A 24261-nucleotide genomic window follows, 5' to 3' on the forward strand; every position below is an offset into this window, starting at 1 on the left:
CGTCGGCTGGCGGCACGGGCCGGCGGCGGTCAGCCGGCGAGCCGGTGCGCGAGGGCGGTGCACCGTCTGCCTGCGGAAACGGTCCGGACCGCCTGGCCTATCGCCTTGCGGGACCCGACGAGGACCACGAGCCGCTTGGCCCGGGTGACCGCCGTGTAGAGCAGATTCCGCTGAAGCATCATCCAGGCTCCGGTAGTGACAGGGATCACCACCGCCGGATATTCGCTGCCCTGCGAGCGGTGGATCGTCACCGCGTACGCGTGTGCCAGCTCGTCCAACTCGTCGAAGTCGTAGGCGATCTCCTCGTCCTCGTCGGTCAGGACGGTGAGCCGCTGGTCGTCCGTGTTCAGCGAGGTGACGACGCCCACCGTGCCGTTGAAGACGCCGTTGAGTCCCTTGTCGTAGTTGTTGCGGATCTGGGTGACCTTGTCGCCGACGCGGAAGACCCGGCCGCCGAACCGCTTCTCCGGGAGCTCGGGCCGGGCCGGCGTGATCGCCTGCTGAAGCAGCCCGTTGAGCGTCCCGGCGCCGGCCGGGCCGCGGTGCATGGGCGCCAGCACCTGCACGTCGCGGCGCGGATCGAGACCGAACTTCGCGGGGATACGGCGCGCCGCCACATCGACCGTCAGCCGGCCCGCGTCCTCGGTCTCCTCCTCCACGAAGAGGAAGAAGTCCTCGAGCCCCGTGGTGACGGGCTGCAGCCCGGAGTTGATCCGGTGGGCGTTGGTGACGACGCCGGACTGCTGGGCCTGCCGGAAGATCCGCGTGAGACGCACATTCGGTACGGGACCGCCGTCGGCGAGCAGGTCGCGCAGCACCTCACCGGCGCCGACGCTCGGCAGCTGGTCGACGTCTCCCACCATCAGCAGGTGCGCGCCCGGCGCCACGGCCTTCACCAGCTTGTTCGCCAGCAGCAGGTCCAGCATCGAGGCCTCGTCGACGACGACCAGGTCGGCGTCGAGCGGCCGGTCCCTGTCGTACGCCGCGTCGCCGCCGGGCTTCAGCTCCAGCAGCCGGTGCACGGTCGACGCCTCCGCCCCGGTCAGCTCGGCGAGACGCTTCGCGGCGCGCCCGGTGGGAGCGGCGAGCACCACCTTGGCCTTCTTCGCCCGCGCCAGCTCCACGACGGAGCGGACGGTGAACGACTTGCCGCAGCCGGGTCCGCCGGTCAGGACGGCAACCTTGCTGGTGAGCGCCAGCCGCACCGCCGCCTGCTGCTCGGGCGCGAGCTCGGCCCCCGTACGCTCCGCGAGCCAGGCCAGCGCCTTGTCCCACGCCACGTCCTGGAAGGCGGCCATGCGGTCGCCCTCCGCCGTCAGCAGCCGCCGCACCTGCCCGGCGAGGGACAGCTCCGCACGGTGGAAGGGGACCAGATACACGGCCGTCACCGGCTCGCCGCCCTCTGGCCCGGGCACCCGCTCCCGTACGACGCCCTCGTCGTCGGCCGCGAGCTCGGCGAGGCATTCGATGACCAGGCCCGTGTCGACCGCGAGCAGCTTCACGGCGTCCGAGATCAGCTGCTCCTCGGGCAGGAAGCAGTGCCCCTGGTCGGTGGACTGGGACAGGGCGTACTGGAGCCCGGCCTTGACGCGCTCCGGGCTGTCGTGGGGTATGCCGACCGCCTGGGCGATCCGGTCGGCGGTCAGGAAGCCGATGCCCCACACGTCGGCCGCCAGGCGGTACGGCTGGTTCTTCACGACGGAGATCGAGGCGTCCTCGTACTTCTTGTAGATCCGCACCGCGATGGACGTCGACACGCCCACGCCCTGGAGGAAGACCATGACCTCCTTGATGGCCTTCTGCTCCTCCCACGCCGCACCGATCATCCTGCTCCGCTTCGGGCCCAGCCCGGGCACCTCGATGAGCCGCTTCGGCTCCTGCTCGATGACGTCGAGCGTGCCGGTGCCGAAGTGGTCGACGATCCGCTCGGCGATCTTCGGCCCGATGCCCTTGATCAGCCCGGAGCCCAGATACCGCCGTATGCCCTGGACGGTGGCCGGCAGGACCGTCGTGTAGTTCTCCACGGTGAACTGCTTGCCGTACTGCGGATGAGAGCCCCAACGGCCCTCCATCCGCAGCGACTCGCCGACCTGCGCGCCGAGCAGCGAGCCGACGACGGTGAGAAGGTCACCGCCGCGCCCGGTGTCGACACGCGCGACCGTATAGCCGTTGTCCTCGTTGGCATACGTGATCCGCTCGAGGACGCCCTCGAGCACGGCTGGTTGGAAGACGGGCGGATTGGACATGACCCGACGTTATCGCCACGGTCCGACACCGCGGCGGGCCTGTGGAAAACCCGGCCCCGGCAAGCGCCAAGGGGGCCCGGTCGACGACCGGGCCCCTCGCGCTCCCCCACCGTCAGGTTCGGTGCCCTCCCCCCGGATGGCTCCCCCCGTGAACCCGACGACACATACGACAGCGGTCACGCAAATATGGTTGCACGATCGCGGGGAGTAGTTTTCGCCATGTTTCCCGCACACTTCTGGCCACCGGTCGAACATCCGGTGTCCCGCCGGCGGATCGGGTGTCCCCGCGGCGCCGGCGTCACCGCCCGAAGCCCTCCATTCCCTCGAAGTGCTGTCCCACCAGCACGGAGCCGTCGCCCGCGTACGCCGTCACCGTCCAGCCCCCGCGCTCATGGTCCGCGTCGCCGAAGGCGTAGTACGTCCCCCAGTCCACGTCGCCCGGCAGACGAAGGGCGGCGGTCGGGAGCCGCTCGCCCGAGTCGAGGCGGACTTCGACCCTGGCGGGGACCGTGTCCGTACGAAAGGCGCCCCAAAAGAGGGGGCGTCCGTCTCCGCTGCTCAGTCCCGAACTGACGCTGTTCGGCCGGATGCTGTCGCCCGCGTACTGCCTGTTGTCCTCCACGGCATCGCGGAGATCGCCCGTCTCCAGGACGTAGTTCTGCCTGCCCTCCGGCAGCAGCGCCATGCTGTACCCGTCCCCGAGCGGCACCGGTTCGTACGGCCGCACCGTGCGAACCTCCGGCGGCGGGGTGGGCTCCGGTGGCGTCGTGGGGGCCGCCGTGGCCGGGGGCGCCGTGTCCTGGGCCGGAGACCGGTCGCCAAGGGTGCCCAGGGTCAGCAGCGCGGCCACCGCCGTGGCCGTCCCGGCCAGCGCGGCCGTGCGCCTGCGGCGCGCCGTACGCCCCCGGCGCACCACGTCCTCGACCGGCGGCGAACCGTGCGGCACCGTGTCCGCCTCGCGGCGCAGCGCGTCCCGAAGTCGCATGTCGTCGTCGTTCACGGCCGCCGCTCCCCCATCGCACTGACCGGTACCAGCCCCGGCTGCGCCCGCAACTTCTTCAGCGCCCGCGCCGTATGGCTGCGTACCGTACCCACGCCCGTTCCCAGCAGCCGTGCCACCTCGCTCTCGCTGCGGTCCTCCAGATAGCGGAGCACGACCACCGCGCGCTGTTTCGCGGGCAGTCGGGCGAGCGCGGCGAGAACGGCACTGCGGTCGGCGCTGCGTTCGGCGACGGTGTCGGCGCGGTCCGGCCCCGGCGACTCCGGGAAGCGGGTGGTCAGCCACTCGCGCAGCCGCAGCCGCCGCAACCGGTCCACATTGGCATTGATCATGATGCGCCATACATAGGAGTCGGGATCGTCGGCGTCCTGGACGCGCTCCCACTTCACATACGCCTTGGCGAGGGCGGCCTGCACCAGGTCCTCCGCGTCGTGGTGATGTCCGGTCAGGAGATGGGCGGTCCGCAGCATCCGCGGCCAGCGGCTGACCACAAACGCCCGGAACTCCGCCTCCGTGCTGCTCTTCAATCGAGTCCTCGGATTCGCCGTCCCGTCAGGCCCACGCCACGCTGTCGTACCGCTCCCTCGTCGCCGGCACGACAGCGTGACATGACCGCACCCGGGCGGCTGTGTCGTCTGTCAGCGGCCGGCGGGGAAGGGCTTGAACGACAGCGTCGCGAGCACCGCGCCGTCGGCGCCGTACGCGGTGACCTCGGTGCTCTCCTTCGGGGCTCCGGCCCCGGCGGCGTCGAGGTAGTACGTGCCCCAGCCGGGCTCGCCCGGCAGCATGAGCACGCCGGCGTCCTGCTCCGGACCGGCGTCGACGCGGACGGTGATGCGTGCCGGCACCGTGTCGGTACTGAACGCGCCGGTGAACAGGGCGTCGTCACCGTCGGTGTGCAGCCCGCCGCTGAGGCTGTTGGGGCGGATGCTGTCCCCCACGTACTTCTTGGACTGTGCGACCGACTCCGCGAAAGCGTCGTCCCCCCGGGCCACCACATAGTTCTGCCTGCCCTGCGGCAGCAGCCCCATCCTGGCGCCCTGGCCTATCTCCACGGGTTCGTACGGCTGCACGACGCGCGGTCCGGGCGCTTTCGCGGCGTCGGCCGGTGCGGCATCGGTGTCCGCCTCCGACCCGGTAGTGGCGCTGCCGGTCGCGGCCTCGGCGGCCTCGGCCGCAGCCTCCGCCGGCTGGGCCGGGCCGCCGAGGGCGAGCGCCGTGCCGGCGCCACCCGCGAGAGCCATCGCCATGACCCCTGCCATGACGAGCCTCTTGGTCTTCATGTGTCCTCCGCTGATCGGGTCTTGCCTTCACGTCTCAGACGACGGGCGGCCCGCGTATCTATGTCAGCGGCGGAGAATTTCCTTCCGGATCCCGAAGCGGCGGCGGCCGGTGCTCAGAACACCTCCGACACGAACCGCTCCGCCGTCTCCTCCAGCACCCCCACCCCCTCCCGCGCCCACAGCCCGTCGTTGAACAGCTCCACCTCGATGAGCCCCGTCCAGCCCGTCGCCTGTACCCGCTCCCGCCACTCGCGCATGTCGATCGCGCCGTCGCCGAGCTGGCCGCGGCCGTTGAGGACGCCGGCGGGCAGGGGGGTGGTCCAGTCCGCCAGTTGGAAGGAGTGGATACGGCCCGCGGCTCCCGCGCGGGCGACGGCCGCCGGGGCCCGGTCGTCCCACCAGATGTGGTAGGTGTCCACGACCACGCCCACTTGGTCGGCCGGGAAGCGTTCCGCCAGGTCGAGGGCCTGGTCGAGGGTGGAGACGACGCAGCGGTCGGAGGCGAACATCGGGTGCAGGGGCTCGATGGCGAGACGAACCCCGCGTTCGGCCGCGTAGGGGGCGAGCGAGGCGAGGGCGTCCGCGATGCGTTCGCGGGCCGCGACCAGGTCGCGGCTGCCCGGCGGGAGGCCGCCCGAGACCATGACGAGCGTGTCCGTGCCCAGGGTCGCCGCCTCGTCGATCGCGGCCCGGTTGTCGTCCAGGGCGCGGGCCCGGTCGGCGGCGTCCTGCGCGGTGAGGAAGCCGCCCCGGCACAGGGACGTGACGGTCAGGCCGGCGTCCCGTACGAGCTTGGCCGTGGCGTCCAGCCCGTACGCGGCGACCGGTTCGCGCCACAGGCCCACGGCCGGGACGCCGAGCCGGACGCATGCCTCGGTCAGCTCGGGCAGGGACAGCTGCTTGACCGTCATCTGGTTGATGCTGAAGCGGCTCAGGTCAGGGCTCACCGGGGGACTCCGTACACGTCGAGCAGGGACTTCATGCGCGCCTCGGCGAGCGCCGGGTCCGGGAACAGGCCGAGGCCGTCGGCCAGTTCGTACGCCCGGGCCAGGTGGGGCAGCGAGCGTGCCGACTGGAGGCCGCCGACCATCGTGAAGTGGGACTGGTGGCCCGCCAGCCAGGCGAGGAACACCACGCCCGTCTTGTAGTACCGGGTCGGCGCCTGGAACAGGTGGCGGGACAGTTCGACGGTCGGGTCGAGGAGCTTGCGGAAGCCTGCCGTGTCGCCCGTGTCCAGGACGCGTACGGCCTCCGCCGCCAGCGGGCCCAGCGGGTCGAAGATACCCAGCAGGGCGTGGCTGAAGCCGCGTTCGTCGCCCGCGATCAGCTCCGGGTAGTTGAAGTCGTCGCCCGTGTAGCAGCGCACGCCCTGCGGCAGGCGGCGGCGCAGCTCCACCTCCCGTCGCGCGTCCAGCAGGGAGACCTTGATGCCGTCGACCTTGTCCGGGTGTGCCGCGATGACCTCCAAGAAGGTCTCCGTGGCCGTGTCCAGGTCGGACGAGCCCCAGTAGCCCTCCAGCGCCGGGTCGAACATCGGGCCCAGCCAGTGCAGGACCACCGGCTCGGCCGCCTGCCGCAGCAGATGCCCGTACACGGCGAGGTAGTCGTCCGCCGAGGCCGCCGCAGCGGCGAGCGCACGGGAGGCCATCAGGATCGCCTGCGCGCCGGTGGACTCGACCAGGGCGAGCTGCTGCTCGTAGGCGTCACGCACCGCGTCGAGCGAGGCCGGCCCGGTGAGCTGGTCGGTGCCCACGCCGCAGGCGATGGCACCGCCGACGGCCTTCGCCTCCGCCGCCGAGCGACGGATCAGCTCGGCCGCGCCCGCCCAGTCCAGCCCCATGCCGCGCTGCGCCGTGTCCATGGCCTCGGCCACGCCGAGTCCGTGCGACCAAAGGTGGCGGCGGAACGCGAGTGTGGCGTCCCAGTCGACGGCGGCGGGCGAGTCGGGGCTGGTGTCGGCGTACGGGTCGGCCACCACATGGGCGGCGGAGAAGACCGTACGGGAGGTGAGCTGGGCACCCGCGGTGAGGCACAGGGGCTCGGTGCGCGGCTCGTACGAGAACAAGGACCCGTCGGCGCGCGGCAGTCCGATCGTCACAGCGTCAGCTCCGGTACGTCGAGGCGCCGCCCCTCGGTGGAGCTGCGCAGGCCGAGCTCGGCGAGCTGTACGCCGCGCGCGCCCGCCAGCAGGTCCCAGTGGTACGGCTCGTCGGTGGCGACGTGGCGCAGGAACAGTTCCCACTGGGCCTTAAAACCGTTGTGGAACTCGGCGTTGTCCGGGATCTCCTGCCACTGGTCGCGGAAGGACTCGGTCACGGGCAGGTCCGGGTTCCACACCGGCTTCGGGGTGGCGGAGCGGTGCTGGACACGGCAGTTGCGCAGCCCGGCGACGGCCGAGCCGTGCGTGCCGTCGACCTGGAACTCCACGAGCTCGTCGCGGTTGACCCGTACCGTCCAGGAGGAGTTGATCTGGGCGACGGCGCCGCTCTCCAGCTGGAAGATGCCGTACGCGGCGTCGTCCGCGGTCGCCGCGTACGGCTTGCCCTGCTCGTTCCAGCGCTGGGGAACGTGCGTGGCGATGTGCGCGTTGACAGAGGTGACACGGCCGAACAGCTCGTGCAGCACGTACTCCCAGTGCGGGAACATGTCGACGGTGATGCCGCCGCCTTCCTCCGCGCGGTAGTTCCAGCTCGGCCGCTGGGCCTCCTGCCAGTCGCCCTCGAAGACCCAGTAGCCGAACTCGCCGCGCACGGAAAGGATCTCCCCGAAGAAGCCGCCGTCGATGAGGCGCTTCAGCTTCAGCAGGCCGGGCAGAAAGATCTTGTCCTGGACGACGCCGTGCTTGATGCCCCCGCTCCGGGCGAGGCGGGCCAGTTCGAGCGCGCCGGCGAGGTCGGTGGCGGTCGGCTTCTCGGTGTAGATGTGCTTTCCGGCCGCGATGGCCTTCTTCAGCGCCTCGACGCGGGCCGAGGTGACCTGCGCGTCGAAGTAGATGTCGATGCTCTCGTCGGCGAGGACGGCGTCGAGGTCGGTGGAGACCTCCGTCAGTCCGTGCCGCTCGGCGATCTCGCGCAGTGCGTGCTCGCGCCGTCCGACGAGCACCGGCTCCGGCCAGAGCACTTCGCCGCCGCCGAGGTCGAGACCGCCCTGTTCACGGATCGCGAGTACGGAGCGCACCAGGTGCTGGCGGTAGCCCATCCGACCGGTGACGCCGTTCATGGCGATCCGCACTGTCCTGCGTGTCACGAAGTGCCTCCATCTTTCATCTCGGTTCTCCCGAGTTCCCTCGATATGAGCGTAGCAAGCGCTTTCTACGCGAAATGAAGCTAGCCTGCCGACAGCGGCCCGGACAAGGGGGTCGCCCCATCTCCTGCGGAGGAAAGCGATGACAGTCACCCTGGCGGATGTGGCGGCCCGCGCCCGGGTGTCCCCGGCGACCGTCTCGCGCGTGCTGAACGGCAACTACCCGGTCGCCGCGTCCACGCGTGAACGGGTGCTGCGCGCGGTGGACGATCTCGACTACGTCCTCAACGGCCCGGCGAGCTCGCTCGCCGCCGCGACGTCCGACCTCGTCGGCATCCTCGTCAACGACATCGCCGACCCCTTCTTCGGAATCATGGCCGGCGCGGCGCAGACCGAGATCGGCGGACAGGAGGGCACGGGCCGCGGAGGCGGCGAGAAGCTCGCCGTCGTCTGCAACACGGGCGGTTCACCCGAGCGTGAACTCACCTATCTCACCCTGCTCCAGCGGCAGCGGGCCGCGGCCGTCATCCTCACCGGCGGCGCGCTGGAGGACCCCGGCCACCTCGAAGCCATGACCGTGAAACTCGGCAGACTCGCCGACGCGGGGACGCGCATCGTGCTGTGCGGCCGCCCGCCGCTGCCCGGCAGCGACGCGGTCGTCGCCTCGCTCGCCTTCGACAACCGGGGCGGCGGACGGCGGCTCACCGAGCATCTGATCTCGCTCGGCCACCGGCGCATCGGTTACGTCGCCGGCCCCGCGGAACGCACCACGACCCGCCACCGGCTGGAGGGCCACCGGGCCGCGATGGCGGCGGCCGGGCTCGGCGGGGACGCCGCCGAGCAGGAACGGCTCACCGTGCACGGGCCGTACGACCGCCGGTCCGGCTACGACGCCACCCTCGAACTGCTGCGCAGGGACCCCGGTCTGACGGCGATCGTCGCCGCGAACGACACCGTCGCGCTGGGCGCGTGTGCCGCGCTGCGCGACCAGGGACTGCGGATACCCCAGGACATCTCCGTCGCCGGCTTCGACGACCTCCCCTTCTCCGCGGACGCGGTCCCGTCGCTCACGACGGTCCGCCTCCCGCTCTTCGAGGCGGGCGCGCGGGCCGGGCGCCTGGCCATGGACAACGAGACGCCTCCGCCGGGAGGAATCGCCACGATCGCCGCGGAACTGATGGCCCGCGACTCGACGGCGGCACCGCGCGAGCGGTGACGGGGCGCGGCGCGGCGCGCGGAAGGTGACGCGCCGGGTACTGGCGGAGGCCGTGCGGCGGGTCGCCCGGCCCGGGCGACGTTACGGGCGCGGGCCCTCGGTCCGGCCTGGCCGGTCCCGGGGCACCGGCGGGGTCGGGCGCGGCGCCCCGTGCGCTAACGGGCGGGGTCACCAGCAGCCATCGGTGCGGTGACCCGGGCGCCGGGGCGCCCCTGCGGGAAGCAGTCGAAAAGCCCGCGTGGCGCCTGCGCCTGCGACGGTACCGGGGGCCCGCCCGGACCTCATCCGGCCGACGACGGCCACGGGTCGGGGCGCCAACGGGACCGGGCGCGGCATCGGGCCCCTGAGGGAACAGCCGGGGATGCCAGTGCGGTTGGGCGCGACGCCTGCCTCTGCAGGCGCTCACCCGCCGGCGGCCCGCGCCGACGTGACGGACGACCGCGCCGGCTCCAGTTTCGGGTGACGCCGCGCACCCCCGGCGCGGACAGGCTGGGGCACCCCGGCGGACCGGGCCCACCCGGTGACGGCCACAGGCCCCGTCCGGAACGACGCCCGGACGGTAACGGGCGGGCGCACCCGGCGTGGCCGCTCATGGTGACGGACGCGCCCCCACCGCCGCGCCGGCGCGGCCCTGCGTGGCCGGCGCGGCGCCGATCGTCACCCCATCGGCCCATACCCGCTCGCCGCCCCTGCGGCCCGAACGCAGGCTGGAGCCCTTGCTCCGCAGGGACGGAGCCGGAAGGACGGAGAACGGACATGACCAACGCAACCCGAGGCTCCCATCACGCTTCGGACACCGGAGGCGCCGGGCGCGCCTGGGCGTCCGGCGGCACGGTGTTCGCCGGCGTCCTGCTGCTGATGGAAGGCATCCTCGGCATCGTGGCCGGGATCGCCGCCATCGCCGAGGACGACGTGTACACGCGGGTCGGCGACTACGTCTTCGAGTTCAACCTCACCACGTGGGGCTGGATCCACCTGATCCTCGGTGTCCTGCTGGCCGTCACCGGCTGGGGCATCCTTCAGGGCGCCGCCTGGGCGCGGGGGCTCGGCGTGGGACTGGCCGCGTTGGCCATCGTCTTCCAGTTCATGTGGCTGCCGTACCAGCCGGTGTGGGCGGTCGTGTCCATCGCGATCGGCGTGTTCGTCATCTGGGCGCTGTGCACCGACCGCGGCCGTACGGGCGCGCCCTGATCCAGCGCCTTCGACCGACGGGGCGCGCGCCGGGCGCGGCCAGGGCCAAGACAAGGGGCCCGGGGCCGCGCCGCCCTTCGTCCGCCGTCGCGTGAGGGAGCCATGACGCGCGAAGCACCGCTGCCCGGCCCGCCCGTCGCCGCGTCGTACCGGCGGCTCTGGCCGCCGCAGGCCCGCGCCCTCGTCCCCCTCGTGGTGCCGGCGCTGATCGTCGGCGTCGGCACGGGGCTCGTACTCCTCGGTGTCAGCCGACTGGCGGAGCGGGTCCAGCACTGGCTCTGGCAGGACCTGCCCCACGACCTCGGCGTCTCCCCCGCCTCAGCGCTCTGGACGCTGTCGGTCCTCACCGTGGCCGGGCTCGCCGCGGGCCTGATCGTCTGGAAGTTCCCCGGCGGCACCGGTCCCGACCCCGCCACCCGCGGCCTCGTCGATCCGCCGCTGCCGGTCCGGGTGCTGCCCGGCGTCGTGCTCGCCGTCCTCATCACCCTGGCCGGCGGGGTGAGTCTGGGTCCGGAGAACCCGATCACCTCGGTCAACGTCGCGCTCGCCTGCGCGCTGGGCCTGAAGGTCATGCCGCGCAGCCCCGCCGCCGTCTGGGTCACGCTGGCGGCCGCCGGCACCATCGGGGCACTGTTCGGCACACCGGTCGCCGCCGCCCTCATCCTCTCCGAAGTCGCCACCGGGCCGGACCCACGGCCCCTGTGGGACCGGCTGTTCGCGCCGCTGATCGCGGCGGGCGCCGGGGCCCTGACGACCGTGCTGCTCGCCGGTCCGATGCTGACCGTGCGCGTCGCCCAGTACTCGGGGCCGCGGCTGATCGACGCGGTCTCCGCCGTGGCCATTGCCTCGGCCGCCGCGATCACCGGACTGGCCGCGGTGTACGTCTTCCCGCTCGTGCACCGGGTCTTCCACCGGCTGAGGCATCCGGTACTCATGCTGACCGCCGGCGGACTGACGCTCGGCGCGCTGGGCGTGCTCGGCGGACAACTGACCCTCTTCAGGGGCCTGGAGCAGATGCAGGAGCTCACCGCGCACCCGGAGGACCACGGCGCGGGCAATCTGCTGCTGCTCGCCCTCGTCAAGCTGGTCGCGCTCGTCGTCGCCGCGTCCTGTGGCTTCCAGGGCGGTCGGATCTTCCCGGCGGTCTTCGTCGGGGTGGCCCTCGGCATGCTCGCCCACACGCTCGTGGGCTCGGTCCCGATGGCTCTGGCGACGGCTGCCGCCGTGCTCGGGATGCTGGTGGCCGTCACGCGGCAGGGCTGGCTGAGCCTGTTCATCGCGGTCGTCCTCGTCGGGGACCTTCATCTGCTGCCGATGCTGTGCGTGGCGATCCTGCCCGCCTGGCTGATCGTCACCGGCCGTCCGGAGATGGAGATCCGCGGCACGACGTAACCCGAATGGGGTCTTGTCGGGAGCGGACGTGCGACGTAGCGTTGACTGAGTCAAAGATAACGCTCGGAGTCGATCATGCCGACCACACCACCCACGCCGGTCACACCCGCCACCACCCCGCCCGCCCCGGCCACGCCGCTCGTGCCGGTCCAGGAGATCCGCGCCTTCAACCGCTTCTACACCAACCTCATCGGCGCGCTCGACTACGGCAGACATCTGTACACGCCGTACACGCTCACCGAGTCCCGGGTGCTGTACGAGCTCGCGCACAGCCCCCGCACCGACGCCGCCGACCTCCGCGGCGAGCTGTCGCTCGACGCCGGCTATCTCAGCCGGCTGCTCGCGGGGTTCGAGCGCGACGGGCTCGTGGAACGGGCGCCGTCCGAGCGGGATCCGCGGCGGCAGCGGATCACCCTCACCGAGCAGGGCCGAGAGGCCGCCGCGCTGCTCGACGAGCGGTCGCGGCAGGCGGTCGGCACGCTGATCGACGCGGTGCCCGAGCAGGAGAGGGAGCGGCTGTCCGGGGCGCTGCGCACCGTCCGGGAGCTCCTGTCCGCGGCCCGGGGTGACGCCGCGCCGCCGGAGCCGGTGCTGCGCGGCCCCGGCCCCGGTGACCTGGGGTGGATGGTCCAGCGGCACGGCGCGCTGTACGCCGCGGAGTACGGATGGGACGCCTGCTTCGAGGGCCTGGTCGCGCGCATAGTCGCGGATTTCGCGCAGGACCACGATCCGCTCCTGGAGCGGGTGTGGATAGCCGAGCTGGACGGCCGGCCGGTCGGCTCCGTGATGTGCGTACGGGACGAGACCCCGGCCACGGCCCGGCTGCGGCTGCTGCTGGTCGAGCCCGAGGCGCGTGGCCACGGACTCGGCGACCGGCTGGTGCGCACGGCGGTGGATTTCGCGCGCGAGGCCGGGTACCGGGACATGGTGTTGTGGACCAATGACGTGCTGACCGCGGCCCGCCGGATCTACGAGCGGGCCGGGTTCACCCTCGTCGCCGAGGAGCCGCACCGCTCGTACGGAGCGGATCTGCTCGGTCAGGACTGGCGGCTGGAGCTACAGGAAGGAACGGATGGATGAAATTCGCCTTCTCGACCCTGGGCGTGCCGGGCAGGCCGCTGAGGGAGGTGGCCCGTCTCGCCGCCGACAGCGGATACCAGGGCGTCGAGCTGCGGGCCCACCCGGAGGAGCCGGTGCATCCGGGCATCGGTACGACGGAACGGGCGGAGGCGATCCGGGAGTTCGAGCGCGCGGGCGTCGAGATCCTGACCGTCGCCGGGTATGCGCGGGTCGCGGCGGCCGGCGACGACGGCCCCGTGATCAAGGAGATGGAGAGCCTCTGCCGCCTGGCCAAGGACCTCGGCGCCTCGTTCGTCCGCGTCTTCCCCGGCGGCGACCTGGACCGGGCCGAGGCCGACGCGATCGCGGCCCGCCGGCTCGGCGCGGCCGCGGAGACCGCGACCGATCTCGGCGTACGCATCCTGCTGGAGACGCACGACTCGCACCGCACGGGCGCCGATGTCAGCCGAGTCCTCGGCCTGGTCGGCCACAAGCACGCGGGCGCGCTGTGGGACGTGATGCACACATGGCTCGGCAATGAGGCACCGGAGGTGAGCCACGCGGCCCTGAGCCCGTTCCTCGGCTACATACAGGTCAAGGACGTGGCCTCGCGGGAGGACCGGACACCGCTCCCCCTGGGCCGGGGGGTGCTGCCGCTGGACGAGTGCCTGGCGCTCGCGGACCCGGACGGCTGGGTGTGCTGGGAGTACGAGAAGCGCTGGTACCCCGCGGCGCAGGAGCTGCCGGGCCTGCTGACGGCGGGCCGGGAGCATCTGCTCGCGGTGACCTGAGCCCCCGGGGCGCCCGGGCGGCTCGTCAGGCGCCGACCCGTCAGGCGCGCGCCGGACGCGTCCGTCCCCGGTGCGAGCGCGCGCCGGCGGCCCGTTCGGGTCGGGGATGCCATGCGGGGCGGGACGCTGGAGACCGCCGCGGCGATGAGTCCAGGGTGCCCTCGCCGATGGCGCCGGCCGCAATACCGGGCATGCCCGCGACGCCCCTCACCCACCCCGGCCGTTCGCCGAGCGCCGCGAAGGCGACCGGCGAGCAGCGACCAGCGACCAGCCGGCGGCAACCGAAACGACGGCGGTGATACGGGCACCGTGTAGCACCAGCACGCATTCGTTCATGGTTGGATGAAGCGACGCTAATGGAACGCTGGTGAAGGTGCGTCGAAAGGAGAGCGACCATGCTCGACCTCGGCCGGCTGCGCGCCCTGCACGCCGTCTCCGTCCACGGCACGGTCGGCGCGGCGGCCGCCGCGCTCGGCTACACGCCCTCCGCGGTCTCGCAGCAGATCGCCAAGCTGGAGCGTGAGACGCGCACCACGCTCCTCGAACGCGAGGGCCGCGGCGTCCGGCTGACCGACGAGGCGACGCAACTGGCGGCCACCGCACAGCAGTTGCTGTCCCTGGTCGAAGAGGCGGAGGTGCGTCTCGAGGAGCGGCGCGGCGAGCCGGCCGGGCGGCTGTCCATCGCCTGTTTCGCCAGCGCCTCCCGCGGGTTGATGCCGCGTGTGCTCGCGGACCTCGCCCGTCGCCACCCCGAGCTGGACGCCCGGCTCCACGAGGTCGACCCGCACCTGTCCGTCGATCTCGTCGCGCGCGGCGCGATCGACCTGGCGGTGGCGCACGACTGGGACATCGCCCCGCTGCCGGCCCCGCCGGGCGTCGAGCAGGCCGTCATCGGCGACGACATGTGCGACGTGCTGGTCCCGGCGGGGCACGCCCTCGCCGACGCCGACTCCGTGCGCCGCGAGGACCTGACGGACGAGCGGTGGATCTCCCAGCCGCCCGGAACGGTCTGCCACGACTGGCTGCTGCGCACCCTGCGGGTCGCCGGTTGCGAGCCCCTGATCGCGCATCAGGCGGAGGAGAACCACACCCAGGTCGCCCTCGTGGCCGCCGGGCTCGGCGTGGCGCTGGTCCCCCGGCTGGGGCGTGGGCAGCTTCCGCCGCAGGTCGTGGCCGTACGGCTGGCCCCCGTACCGACCCGCCGGCTGCACGCCCTGTGGCGTACGGGAGCGGCGAGGCGGCCCGCGATCACGGAGACGGTACGGACGCTGCAGAAGCTCTGGCCGGAGGTCGCCACCGCCACATGAGCGCGCGCCGCGCAAGCCTGCCGACCGGCCGCGCCCGCCCGCGCCCGCAGTTCGGCCGCCCTGCCGCAGCGACGGCGCGTACGCCCGCCGCAGCCCCAGCCACAGCCCACCGGTGACGGGCCCTCAGCGCGGGCTGCGCGCCGCCCAGCGACAGCTTCCGCGCAAGCCCAGGGGCTCGCCCCGAACCCACAACGCCAGGCGTAGGGGGCGTGCCCCCAGCGGGGCCGGATGTGCCCGGCTCGGGCTGGTTGCCGCGCAGCGCATATCAAGCCCGGCTTGGGAGTACCCCCCCCCACGGCCACCAGGCCGTAGGGGGAGTTGAGGCCACCGCGCGAAACGCGGTACCGGGCGCCTGAGCGAAGCCCGGCCCGCCGCTCGGAGGGCCGCCTGGCCCCCCCGCCCGGAGGGCGATAGCGGTCCGGGCCCTGCCCGCCACGCGGCGGAGCCGCACATCCGGTACAGCGGGAAGGAGCGGGCACGGCCACCGGGCCTCTGGCGCGGGCTCACGCGCGAGGTCTGGCACGGCCACCGGCCTCCGGCGCAGCCCCACGCGCGGGGCCTGGCACGGCCACCGGGCCTCCGGCGCGGGCTCACGCGCGAGGTCTGGCACGGCCACCGGCCTCCGGCGCAGCCCCACGCGCGGGGCCTGGCACGGCCACCGGGCCTCTGGCGCGGGCTCACGCGCGGGGTCTGGCGCGGCCTCCGGGCGCGGGTTCCGTCTCCCCAGGCGCCGGTTCCGGGCACCCGCTCCGGCCCGCCGGTCCGGTGATGTTTGTGCGCGGGGCCTTGACCTGGCAGTTAGTTTCCAGATATCCGTGACACCTTGGAAGTTTCCTTCAACTCCCTTGTGCAACGCCCCTGTCGAGCATGTCCAGCAAGGCCCGGAAGGAGCACCAGTGCACGACCGGAACCTCTCCAGACGCACCCTTCTCACCGCGACCGCTGTCGCCGCAGGCGTGATCGCCACGGCAGCCCCCAGTTCGGCGGCGGCCGCGGCGGCCGTCACCGCGTCCCACGGCACACGGCACCGGCTCGAGCGGATCATCTCGGGGATGAGCCTCGAGGAGAAGGTCGGCCAGCTCTTCGTGATGAGGGTCTACGGCCACTCCGCCACCGACCCCGACCAGGCCGACGTCGACCTCAACCTCAAAGAGATGGGGGTGCGCAACGCCGCCGAGCTCGTCGCCGAGTACCACGTCGGCGGCATCATCTACTTCGCCTGGGCCCACAACACCCGCGATCCGCACCAGATCGCCGGCCTCTCCAACGGTATCCAGCGGGCCGGGCTCGCCCAGCGCACCCCGCTGCCGCTGCTGATCTCCACCGATCAGGAGCACGGCATCGTCGCCCGGGTCGGCAAGCCGGCGACCCTGATGCCGGGCGCGATGGCGCTCGGGGCGGGCGGCTCGGCCTCGTCCGCCCGCAAGGCCGCGCAGATCGCGGGCGCCGAGCTGGCGGCGATGGGCATCGTCCAGAACTACGCGCCTGTCGCCGACGTGAACGTCAATCCGGCCAACCCGGTCATCGGGGTACGGTCCTTCGGCGCGGACCCGGCCGCGGTGGCCCGGATGGTCGCCGCGCAGGTCAAGGGCTACCAGAGCGCGGGCATCGCGGCGACGTCCAAGCACTTCCCCGGGCACGGCGACACCACGGTCGACAGCCACACCGGCATCCCGGTCATCTCGCACACCCGCCAGGAGTGGGAGGAGATCGACGCGCCGCCGTTCAGGGCGGCGATCGCGGCCGGGATCGATTCGATCATGACGGCGCACATCCAGTTCCCCGCCCTCGACCCCAGCAACGACCCGGCGACGCTGTCGCGCCCCATCCTCACCGGCATCCTGCGCGAGGAGCTGGGCTACGACGGTGTGGTGGTCACGGACGCGCTCAACATGGAGGGTGTGCGGGAGAAGTACGGGGACCACCGGGTGCCGGTGCTCGCGCTGCTCGCGGGCGTGGACCAGTTGCTCAACCCGCCGGACCTGGCAGTCGCCTGGAACGGTGTGATGGACGCGGTCAGGAGCGGTGAGGTCAGCGAGGCCCGGCTCGACGAATCGATCCTGCGCATCCTGCTGCTCAAGGAGAAGCTGGGCCTGTTCCGCGACCCGTTCGTCTCCGGGCGGGAGGTGGACCGCACCGTCGGCGCACCCGCGCACCTGGCCGCCGCCGACCGGATCGCCGAGCGTACGACCACGCTGCTGGCCAACCCGGACGGGCTGCTGCCGCTGAGCCGCCGCAGCCACGGCGACGTCCTGGTCGTCGGCCCCGATCTCGCGTCGCCCAGCGGGACGACCGGGCCGCCGACGGCCGTACTGGCGAACGCCCTGGGCGAGTTGGGCTTCCGGGCGACCGCGCTGCCGACCGGGACCGCGCCGAGCAGCACGAAGATCGCGGAGGCGGTGGCCGCCGCGCAGGGCAAGGACGTGGTCGTCGTCGGTACGTACAACGTCTCGGCGACCAGTTCGCAGCGCACGCTGGTGGCCCGGCTGGTCGCGACGGGCGTGCCGGTCGTGGCGCTGGCCATCCGCAATCCGTACGACATCGCACGGCTCGACGGGGTGGCGGCGGCGCTCGCGGCCTACGCGTGGACGGATGTCGAACTGCGCGCGGCGGCACGGGTGATCGCGGGCAGTGCGGAGCCGGAGGGACGCCTGCCGGTCCCGGTGCAGCGGGCGGACGACCCGTCGCAGGTGCTGTTCCCGGTCGGCCACGGGCTGTCGTACCGCTGAACCGCTGACCCAGGCCGACAGAACCGTGCCCCGCCGCTCGTGACGAGCGGCGGGGCACGGTCAGTGGAGCACGGTCAGCGGGGCGCACGGTCAGTGGCGCGTCAGCACAGGATCCACCCGGTGGAGCGGGAGACCCCGGAGACCGAACCGGTGGCGCGGACACAGCGGTTGAGGGAGTGCACGGTGACCGGTCCGGCCTGCCGGGTGAACCTGCCGCTGTCGTTGGCTGCGCGTCCGCCGCGGGGCTGAAGGGACACCGCCATGGACCGCCTGACACCGGGGCGCTTGGCGAGGGTGACGGCGCAGGCGTAGTCACCGCGCTCGTAGACGCGCAGCTCCCCGGTCGAGAAGGAGACCGTCTTCGCCAGCCGGCCCGGGCAGGGCGACGCCGCCTCGGCCTGCGGGACGGCGGGGGCGGCGACGGTCAGCGCCGCGACTGCCGTGACCAGCGCCAGCCCGCGCGCCGCGCGCCCCGGCCATCCTGTGCTCCTGCTCCATGCCCCACCGAACACACTCGCCCCCAACTGCCACTGCTCCGTACATGCGTACGACGCACAGGAGCCGTGGTTGGTTGCGACCCCGACCCGTCGCCCTCCGACCCGCCGACCCCCGACCCGCCGCGCCCCTACCGCTCCGGGCCCGCCGCCCTCACACCGCCGCCGGTTCGTCCTCCCCCAGCCCTCCTATGCCCTCGCCGATGAAGGTGCGCCACAGCGCGGCGTACCGCCCGTCCAGGGCGAGCAGTTCGTCGTGGGTGCCGTCCTCCGCGACCCGGCCGTGGTCCATCACGACCACCCGGTCGGCGCGCGCGGCGGTGGTGAGCCGGTGGGCGACGACCAGGGTCGTACGCCGACCGGTCAGCCGGTCCGTCGCCTGGTTGACCTGCGCCTCGGTGGCCAGGTCGAGCGCGGCCGTCGCCTCGTCGAGCAGCAGCACGTCGGGGGCGACGAGTTCGGCGCGGGCCAGGGCGATGAGCTGCCGCTGGCCCGCCGAGAGGTTCCGGCCGCGTTCGGCGACCTCGTGGAGGTAGCCGCCCTCGAGCGTGGCGATCATGTCGTGCGCGCCGACGGCCCGTGCGGCGGCCTCCACCTCGGCGTCGCTCGCGCCGGGGCGGCCGTAGGCGATGGCGTCACGGACGGTGCCGGGAAAGAGGTACGCCTCCTGCGGGACGACGCCGAGCCGGTGCCGGTACGCGGTCAGGTCCAGGTCCCGCAGGTCCTTGCCGTCGACGGTGACCCGGCCGCCGGTCGGGTCGTAGAAGCGCGCCACCAGTTTGACGACGGTCGACTTGCCCGCACCGGTCTCGCCGACGAAGGCGACGGTCTGGCCGGCGGGGATGCGCAGGTCGACGCCGGTCAGGGCCTCCTCGTCGTCGCCGTAGGCGAAGGACACGTTCTCGAAGGCGATGTCGCCGCGCAGTGTCCGCACCTCTTCCGGCTCGCGCGGCGCGACCGTCGAGGGCGGCTCCTGCAGCAGTTCCTGCACGCGGCGCAGCGACACCGCCGCCTGCTGGTAGCCGTCGAAGACCTGGGAGAGCTGCTGGACCGGCGCGAAGAACAGCTCGATGTAGAGCAGATAGGCGACGAGCGCGCCGGTGGTCAGCGTCCCCGCCTCGATCCGGCCCGCGCCCACGATCAGCACGAGGGCGGTGGCGATCGCCGCGAGCAGCTGGACGAAGGGGAAGTAGACCGAGATCAGCCACTGGCCGCGGACCCGGGCCTGGCGGTAGCTGTCGCTGCGGGCCGCGAAGTTCTCGCGCCCGGCGCGTTCCCGGCCGAACGCCTGCACGATCCGCAGCCCGGCGACGGACTCCTGGAGGTCGGCGTTGACGACGCCGATGCGCTCGCGCGCCAGCTCGTACGCCTTGACGCTCTGCCTGCGGAAGAAGTAGGTGCCGAAGATCAGGACGGGCAGGGTCGCGAAGACCACGAGGGCGAGATCCACGTCGATGACGACGAGGGCGACCATGATCCCGAAGAAGGTGACGACCGAGACGAAGGCTGTGACGAGACCGGTCTGCAGGAACGTCGACAGCGCGTCCACGTCCGTCGTCATCCGGGTCATGATCCGGCCGGTGAGCTCCCGCTCGTAGTAGTCGAGGCCGAGCCGCTGGAGCTGCGCGAAGATCTTCAGGCGCAGGGAGTACAGGACGCGTTCGCCGGTGCGGCCGGTCATCCGCATCGCGCCGATCTGACCGGCCCACTGGACGACGACGGTGACCAGCGCGAGACCGGAGGCCGCCCACACGGCGCCGAGCGCCGTCTGCTCGACGCCCTCGTCGATGCCGTGCCGGATCAGCACGGGCAGCAGCAGCCCCATGCCGGCGTCGACCGCGACCAGGGCGAGGCTGAGCAGCAGCGGCAGTCCGAAGCCGCGGAGCACGCCCCGCAGCCGTCCGCTCTCGCCGGCCGCCGCGCCCGCCGGTTCGCGGCGGGTCGCGGCTGCCTCGTCGATGTCGGGGGTGTCGGTGGCCGGCGGCAGGGCTTCGACCTGCGCGAGCAGTTCGGGGGTGGCGCCCGTGTCCTCCTTGGCCTCCTCGGCGCGTTCGTCGCGGACCCACAGCCGGGGGGTGATGCCGCGCTCCACGTCGAACTCGGCGTCCAGCTCGTCCCGTACGGTGCGGTCCTCGTCCGGCTCGCGGCCGGCGGGCGGCAGGATGTGCCCGGGCGAGACGCCGCCCAGCTCGTCCGGGTCGGTCAGCAGTCGCCGGTACAGCGCGGAACGCCGCTCCAGCTCCTCGTGCGTGCCGATGTCGGCGAGCCGGCCGCCGTCGAGGACGGCGATCCGGTCGGCGAGGTTGAGCGTCGAGCGGCGGTGCGCGATGAGCAGCGTCGTACGCCCCGCCATGACGCGCGCCAGCGCTTCGTGGATCTCGTGCTCGACCCGGGCGTCGACGGCGGAGGTCGCGTCGTCGAGCAGCAGCAGCCGCGGGTCGGTGAGGATCGCGCGGGCGAGGGCGATGCGCTGGCGCTGGCCGCCGGAGAGCGTGAGCCCGTGCTCGCCGACCTTGGTGTCGTAGCCCTCGGGGAGATCGGCGATGAAACCGTCCGCCTGGGCGGCGCGGGCCGCCGTCTCGATCTCCTCCTGGGTGGCGCCGGGGGCCCCGTAGGCGATGTTCGCCCGGACCGTGTCGGAGAAGAGGAAGCTGTCTTCCGGGACGAGGCCGATGGCGGCCCGCAGCGAGTCGAACGTCAGCTCGCGCACGTCGTGGCCGCCGACCAGGACGGCGCCGCGGGTGGCGTCGTAGAAGCGGGGCAGCAGCATCGACACGGTGGACTTGCCGCTGCCGGACGCGCCGACGACGGCGACGGTCTCGCCGGCGGCGATCTCCAGCGAGAAGCCCTTCAGGACCGGCTTGCCGTCCGCGTACTCGAAGCTCACGTCGTCGAACTCGACGGTGGCCGGGGCGTCCGCCGGAAGCTCCTTCGTCCCGTCCTTGATGCTCGGCTCGGTGTCGATCAGCTCCAGGACCCGCTCCACACCGGCCCTGGCCTGCTGGCCGACGGTCAGCACCATCGCGAGCATCCGGACCGGTCCGACGAGCTGCGCGAGATAGGCCGAGAAGGCGACGAACGTGCCGAGCGTGATGTCGCCCTTGGTGGCCAGCCAGCCGCCCACGGCGAGCATCGCGACCTGGCCCAGGGCCGGCACCGCCTGCAGTGCGGGGGTGTACACGGCATTGAGTTTGATCGTCCGGAGCCTGCCCGCGAAGAGCTTCCTGCTGACCTCGCGCAGCTTCCCGGTCTCCTGCTCCTCCTGTCCGAAGCCCTTCACCACGCGCACACCGCTGACGGCGCCGTCGACGACGCCGGCGACGGCCGCGGCCTGGCTCTGCGCGTACCAGGTGGCGGGGTGGAGCCGGGTGCGGCTGCGCTTGGCGATGATCCACAGGGCCGGGGCGACGGCGAGCGCGATCAGGGTCAGGGGCATGGACAGCCATGCCATGACGGCGAGGGAGATGGCGAACAGGAGGAAGTTCCCGATCGTCATCGGGAGCATGAAGAGCAGGCTCTGGATCAGCTGGAGGTCGCTGGTGGCCCGGCCGACCACCTGACCGGTGGACAGCTCGTCCTGCCGCCGGCCGTCGAGCCGGCTGATCGTCCCGTACATGTCGGTGCGCAGGTCGTGCTGCACGTCGAGGGCGAGCCGCCCGCCGTAGTAGCGGCGGATGTACGTCATGACGTAGACGGCCACGGCGGCGGCGACCAGCAGCCCGGTCCACGTGGTCAGCGACCGCGTCCCGGCGGTGATCACATCGTCGATGACGACCTTGATGATCAGCGGCACGAGCGCCATGACGGCCATGCCGCCCAGTGACGAACCGAGCGCGAGCACGACGTTCGTCCGGTACCGCCATGCGTACCCGGACAGCCGCCGTGCCCATCCCTGCGCTGCTGGCTCCGCCACCACGTGGTTCCTCCCCGTCGGTTCTGCGTACGGCCCCTGAAGACCTGATCTTCCGGAATGCACCAACGCGGCCGGCCCCGGATTTCATCCCGCCGCGGCAAAGAGCGGCAAAGACCGGTCCCCAGACCTAGGACCCGAGGGCCGGTCCGGTCCGGTCCCGGTCCGGTCTGCAGAAGACACCGGATCGCGCCGGATACCGAGTCTTCACTTCTCCTCCACACGGACGCCCTCCGGGCGCTACGGTTCACAGCGTGCGCACGCAGAGTGCGAACGACGTCACAGATGACGCATGGGGGCCGCTTCGGCGTGCCCGGATGCGGCCGAGCCTGGGGGCTTCCATGCAGGAAATGGCCAAGGGATCCAACGTCGGCCTGGCGGCCCTGAGCGAAGACACCGACTCGGTGGTAGTGAGCCTGCGCTGGAACAGTTCGACCGGGGACGGCGACGCCGACGTCTCGGTCCTGCTCGTCGACCGCGACGGCAAGGTACGCGGCGACGCGGACTTCTTCTTCTACAACAACCCGGCCGCGCCGGACGGCAGCGTGCAACTGCTGGGCAAGAAGCCGACCGACGACGGCAACGAGGACCGCATCAGCCTGGATCTGACGGCTGTGCCCGCCGACGTCGAACGGATCGTCGTCGCCGCGAGTCAGTACGGGGGCTCGACCTTCGGGGAACTGAACGACCTCAGGGTGACCGTCGCGGACCGAGCGGGGGAACCGCTGCTCGGCTTCTCGATCACTGACGCGACCGTGGAGAGCGCGTTCATCTTCGGTGAGCTCTACCGGCGGGCGGAGGACTGGAAGTTCCGCGCGGTCGGACAGGGTTACGAGACCGGACTGGCGGGCCTGGCGACGGACTTCGGCATCACCGTGGACGAGGAGGAGGCGGCGGAGGAGCTCACGGAGGGACCTCCCGCCGCCACCGGCCCCCTGCCTGCGGCCGAAGCAGCGGCCGAGCCGCCGGTGGTCCTCCCGGAACAGGCCGGTTCCGCGGCCCGGCCGACCAAGGAGACCACGGCCACGCCGACGCGGTCCCGCGGCCCCCGTACGAGCAAGAAGAAGGTCACGCTGCCCAAGACGGTCAGGCCGTCGCTCGCCGAGAACGACTCCTGGAGGACCGCCCGGCTGTTTCCGGCGTCGTCGCTCAAGAGCGACAAGGAGCGCGAGACGCGGGCCACGTCGGTGCTGCTGTCCGTCATGGCCGAGGTCCCCGAGCTGGGACGCCGGCTCACCGCCGCGTTCGGTGCGCCGGCCGGGCGCATGCAGACGTTCACCGAAGTCTCCCTTCCGCACGGGGACACCCCGAAGCGCCCGGACGGCGTCATCCGTGTGGAGCGCGCCGGCAAACTCTGGACGGCACTTGTCGAGACCAAGACCAACGGGAACGCGCTCAAGTCCGAGCAGGTCCAGAACTACATGGACATCGCCGCACGGCGCGCGTACGAAGCAGTGATCACCCTGTCCAACGACGTGGCGCTGGAGGGCCGGCCGCTCGTCGAGGTGCGGACCGACGGGCGGCGCAAGCACAAGGTCGCCCTCTGGCACCTCTCCTGGGCGGAGGTGGCCCACCAGGCACAGCTGCTGATCCGCCACGAGGGAGTCGGCAACACCACGCACGCATGGCTCCTCCAGGAACTGCTGCACTACCTCCAGCACGAGAACTCGGGCTGCCACGGCTTCCAGAACATGGGCCGCGCCTGGGTGCCCGTACGCAACGGCATCGACACGGAGACGCTGTGCCAGGGGGACCAGCGGGCGCTCGAAGTCGTGGAGAGCTGGGAGCAGCTCGTACGGCAGGTCTGTCTGCGCCTGGGCGGCGAACTCGGCCGCAAGGCCCTTCCCGTACAGCGCGCCAAGCGTGGCGCCGATCCTCAGCAGCGACGGCTCGCGCTGGCGGACCAGCTGTGCGACGACGGCCGGTTGACGGCCGAGCTGCGCATCGAGGACACCCCGGGTGTCCTCGCCGTCGTCGCCGACCTGAGGACCGGCAAGCTGCGCACGTCCGTCGACGTCCGGCCGCCCGAGGGCGGCTACCCCCTCACCTCGGTCAAGCGCCTCGTCCGAGCCCTGTCCGAGGCCCCGGCGGACCTCCACGTGGAGACCCTGATCGAGGACGGCAAGGGCCCGCGCGGCACGCTGGAGCGTCTGCGTCCCGAGCCGGGCGACCTCGTCCCCAAGGACGGATCGCGCATCACCGGCTTCCGGCTCTCCCTGTTCAAGGGCATGGGCGCCACGCGCGGGAACACCGAATCGGGGTTCATCCGCAGCGTGGACGACGCCGTCGACCGGTTCTACGCCACGGTCGTGGCGCAGGTGTCCACCCTCGAACGCCGCGCGGCGAACCGGTCCCAGAGCGCGGCGCCCGCGGCCGCCGGCTGATCCGCCGCCGCCCCGG

At 72.6% G+C, this 24261-nt stretch carries 17 protein-coding genes; 8 read left to right on the plus strand and 9 right to left on the minus strand.

The genetic code is table 11. The features are described from left to right. Positions 1-29: 29 nt before the first annotated feature. From recD2 to ACWD01_RS01575, 7 genes are all read right to left on the minus strand, one after another. Positions 30-2246 (minus strand): SF1B family DNA helicase RecD2, encoded by a 2217-nt coding sequence (recD2, locus tag ACWD01_RS01545; RefSeq protein WP_451156909.1) that lies wholly within the window; start codon positions 2244-2246, stop codon positions 30-32. A gap of 298 nt (positions 2247-2544) precedes the next feature. Further along, positions 2545-3246 (minus strand): hypothetical protein, encoded by a 702-nt coding sequence (locus ACWD01_RS01550; protein ID WP_451156911.1) that lies wholly within the window; start codon positions 3244-3246, stop codon positions 2545-2547. Then, positions 3243-3773: a SigE family RNA polymerase sigma factor gene (locus tag ACWD01_RS01555; protein ID WP_451156913.1), complete on the minus strand. Its 531-nt coding sequence runs from the start codon at positions 3771-3773 to the stop codon at positions 3243-3245. Before ACWD01_RS01555 ends, ACWD01_RS01550 begins: the two co-directional genes overlap by 4 nt. A gap of 111 nt (positions 3774-3884) precedes the next feature. Further along, a complete protein-coding gene (locus tag ACWD01_RS01560; RefSeq protein WP_451156915.1) occupies positions 3885-4529 on the minus strand; it encodes a hypothetical protein in 645 nt (214 codons plus the stop codon). A 113-nt stretch (positions 4530-4642) separates the two neighbouring features. After that, entirely contained in the window at positions 4643-5440 is a 798-nt protein-coding gene (locus tag ACWD01_RS01565; RefSeq protein ID WP_451157357.1) for a sugar phosphate isomerase/epimerase family protein, read from the minus strand. 32 nt (positions 5441-5472) lie between these two features. Further along, entirely contained in the window at positions 5473-6627 is a 1155-nt protein-coding gene (locus ACWD01_RS01570; RefSeq protein ID WP_451156917.1) for a dihydrodipicolinate synthase family protein, read from the minus strand. After that, positions 6624-7775, minus strand: a complete 1152-nt coding sequence (locus ACWD01_RS01575; RefSeq protein ID WP_451156919.1) for a Gfo/Idh/MocA family protein — start codon at positions 7773-7775, stop codon at positions 6624-6626. The genes ACWD01_RS01570 and ACWD01_RS01575 overlap by 4 nt, the downstream gene beginning before the upstream one ends. A 139-nt stretch (positions 7776-7914) precedes the next feature. On the opposite strand from ACWD01_RS01575, the gene ACWD01_RS01580 reads away from it, so the two are divergent. The 7 genes from ACWD01_RS01580 to ACWD01_RS01610 all read left to right on the plus strand — a co-directional run bounded on the left by ACWD01_RS01580 (position 7915) and on the right by ACWD01_RS01610 (position 17457). Further along, positions 7915-8988: a LacI family DNA-binding transcriptional regulator gene (locus ACWD01_RS01580; protein WP_451156921.1), complete on the plus strand. Its 1074-nt coding sequence runs from the start codon at positions 7915-7917 to the stop codon at positions 8986-8988. A gap of 756 nt (positions 8989-9744) precedes the next feature. Further along, on the plus strand, positions 9745-10179 hold the full coding sequence (locus ACWD01_RS01585; protein ID WP_451156923.1) for a DUF7144 family membrane protein: 435 nt from the start codon (positions 9745-9747) through the stop codon (positions 10177-10179). A 102-nt stretch (positions 10180-10281) separates the two neighbouring features. Next, positions 10282-11571, plus strand: a complete 1290-nt coding sequence (locus ACWD01_RS01590) for an ion channel protein (RefSeq protein WP_451156924.1) — start codon at positions 10282-10284, stop codon at positions 11569-11571. Positions 11572-11712: 141 nt separating this feature from the next. Beyond that, on the plus strand, positions 11713-12651 hold the full coding sequence (locus tag ACWD01_RS01595) for a bifunctional helix-turn-helix transcriptional regulator/GNAT family N-acetyltransferase (protein WP_451157359.1): 939 nt from the start codon (positions 11713-11715) through the stop codon (positions 12649-12651). Next, entirely contained in the window at positions 12648-13421 is a 774-nt protein-coding gene (locus ACWD01_RS01600) for a sugar phosphate isomerase/epimerase family protein (RefSeq protein WP_451156926.1), read from the plus strand. The genes ACWD01_RS01595 and ACWD01_RS01600 overlap by 4 nt, the downstream gene beginning before the upstream one ends. Positions 13422-13816: 395 nt before the next feature. Continuing rightward, positions 13817-14728, plus strand: a complete 912-nt coding sequence (locus tag ACWD01_RS01605; protein ID WP_451156928.1) for a LysR family transcriptional regulator — start codon at positions 13817-13819, stop codon at positions 14726-14728. A gap of 896 nt (positions 14729-15624) precedes the next feature. Beyond that, entirely contained in the window at positions 15625-17457 is a 1833-nt protein-coding gene (locus ACWD01_RS01610; RefSeq protein WP_451156930.1) for a glycoside hydrolase family 3 protein, read from the plus strand. Between the two features lie 101 nt (positions 17458-17558). On the opposite strand, the gene ACWD01_RS01615 is transcribed toward ACWD01_RS01610, so the two are convergent. Continuing rightward, positions 17559-17969 carry a hypothetical protein gene (locus tag ACWD01_RS01615; protein WP_451157361.1) on the minus strand — a complete coding sequence of 137 codons (411 nt, stop codon included), beginning with the start codon at positions 17967-17969 and terminating at the stop codon, positions 17559-17561. Positions 17970-18105: 136 nt separating this feature from the next. Beyond that, positions 18106-21864: an ABC transporter ATP-binding protein gene (locus ACWD01_RS01620; protein WP_451156932.1), complete on the minus strand. Its 3759-nt coding sequence runs from the start codon at positions 21862-21864 to the stop codon at positions 18106-18108. 338 nt (positions 21865-22202) lie between these two features. On the opposite strand from ACWD01_RS01620, the gene ACWD01_RS01625 reads away from it, so the two are divergent. After that, positions 22203-24245, plus strand: a complete 2043-nt coding sequence (locus ACWD01_RS01625; protein WP_451156934.1) for a TerD family protein — start codon at positions 22203-22205, stop codon at positions 24243-24245. The last annotated feature ends 16 nt before the right edge of the window (positions 24246-24261 follow it).

The sequence above is a fragment of the Streptomyces sp. NPDC002835 genome (genome assembly GCF_053591995.1).

Coding starts and splice junctions, on each gene's coding strand:
- ACWD01_RS01625 (WP_451156934.1), top strand. CDS start 22,203: ATGCAGGAAATGGCCAAGGGATCCAACGTCGGCCTGGCGGCCCTGAGC.
- ACWD01_RS01560 (WP_451156915.1), bottom strand. CDS start 4,529: ATGAAGACCAAGAGGCTCGTCATGGCAGGGGTCATGGCGATGGCTCTC.
- recD2 (WP_451156909.1), bottom strand. CDS start 2,246: ATGTCCAATCCGCCCGTCTTCCAACCAGCCGTGCTCGAGGGCGTCCTC.
- ACWD01_RS01565 (WP_451157357.1), bottom strand. CDS start 5,440: ATGACGGTCAAGCAGCTGTCCCTGCCCGAGCTGACCGAGGCATGCGTC.
- ACWD01_RS01590 (WP_451156924.1), top strand. CDS start 10,282: ATGACGCGCGAAGCACCGCTGCCCGGCCCGCCCGTCGCCGCGTCGTAC.
- ACWD01_RS01605 (WP_451156928.1), top strand. CDS start 13,817: ATGCTCGACCTCGGCCGGCTGCGCGCCCTGCACGCCGTCTCCGTCCAC.
- ACWD01_RS01580 (WP_451156921.1), top strand. CDS start 7,915: ATGACAGTCACCCTGGCGGATGTGGCGGCCCGCGCCCGGGTGTCCCCG.
- ACWD01_RS01600 (WP_451156926.1), top strand. CDS start 12,648: ATGAAATTCGCCTTCTCGACCCTGGGCGTGCCGGGCAGGCCGCTGAGG.
- ACWD01_RS01585 (WP_451156923.1), top strand. CDS start 9,745: ATGACCAACGCAACCCGAGGCTCCCATCACGCTTCGGACACCGGAGGC.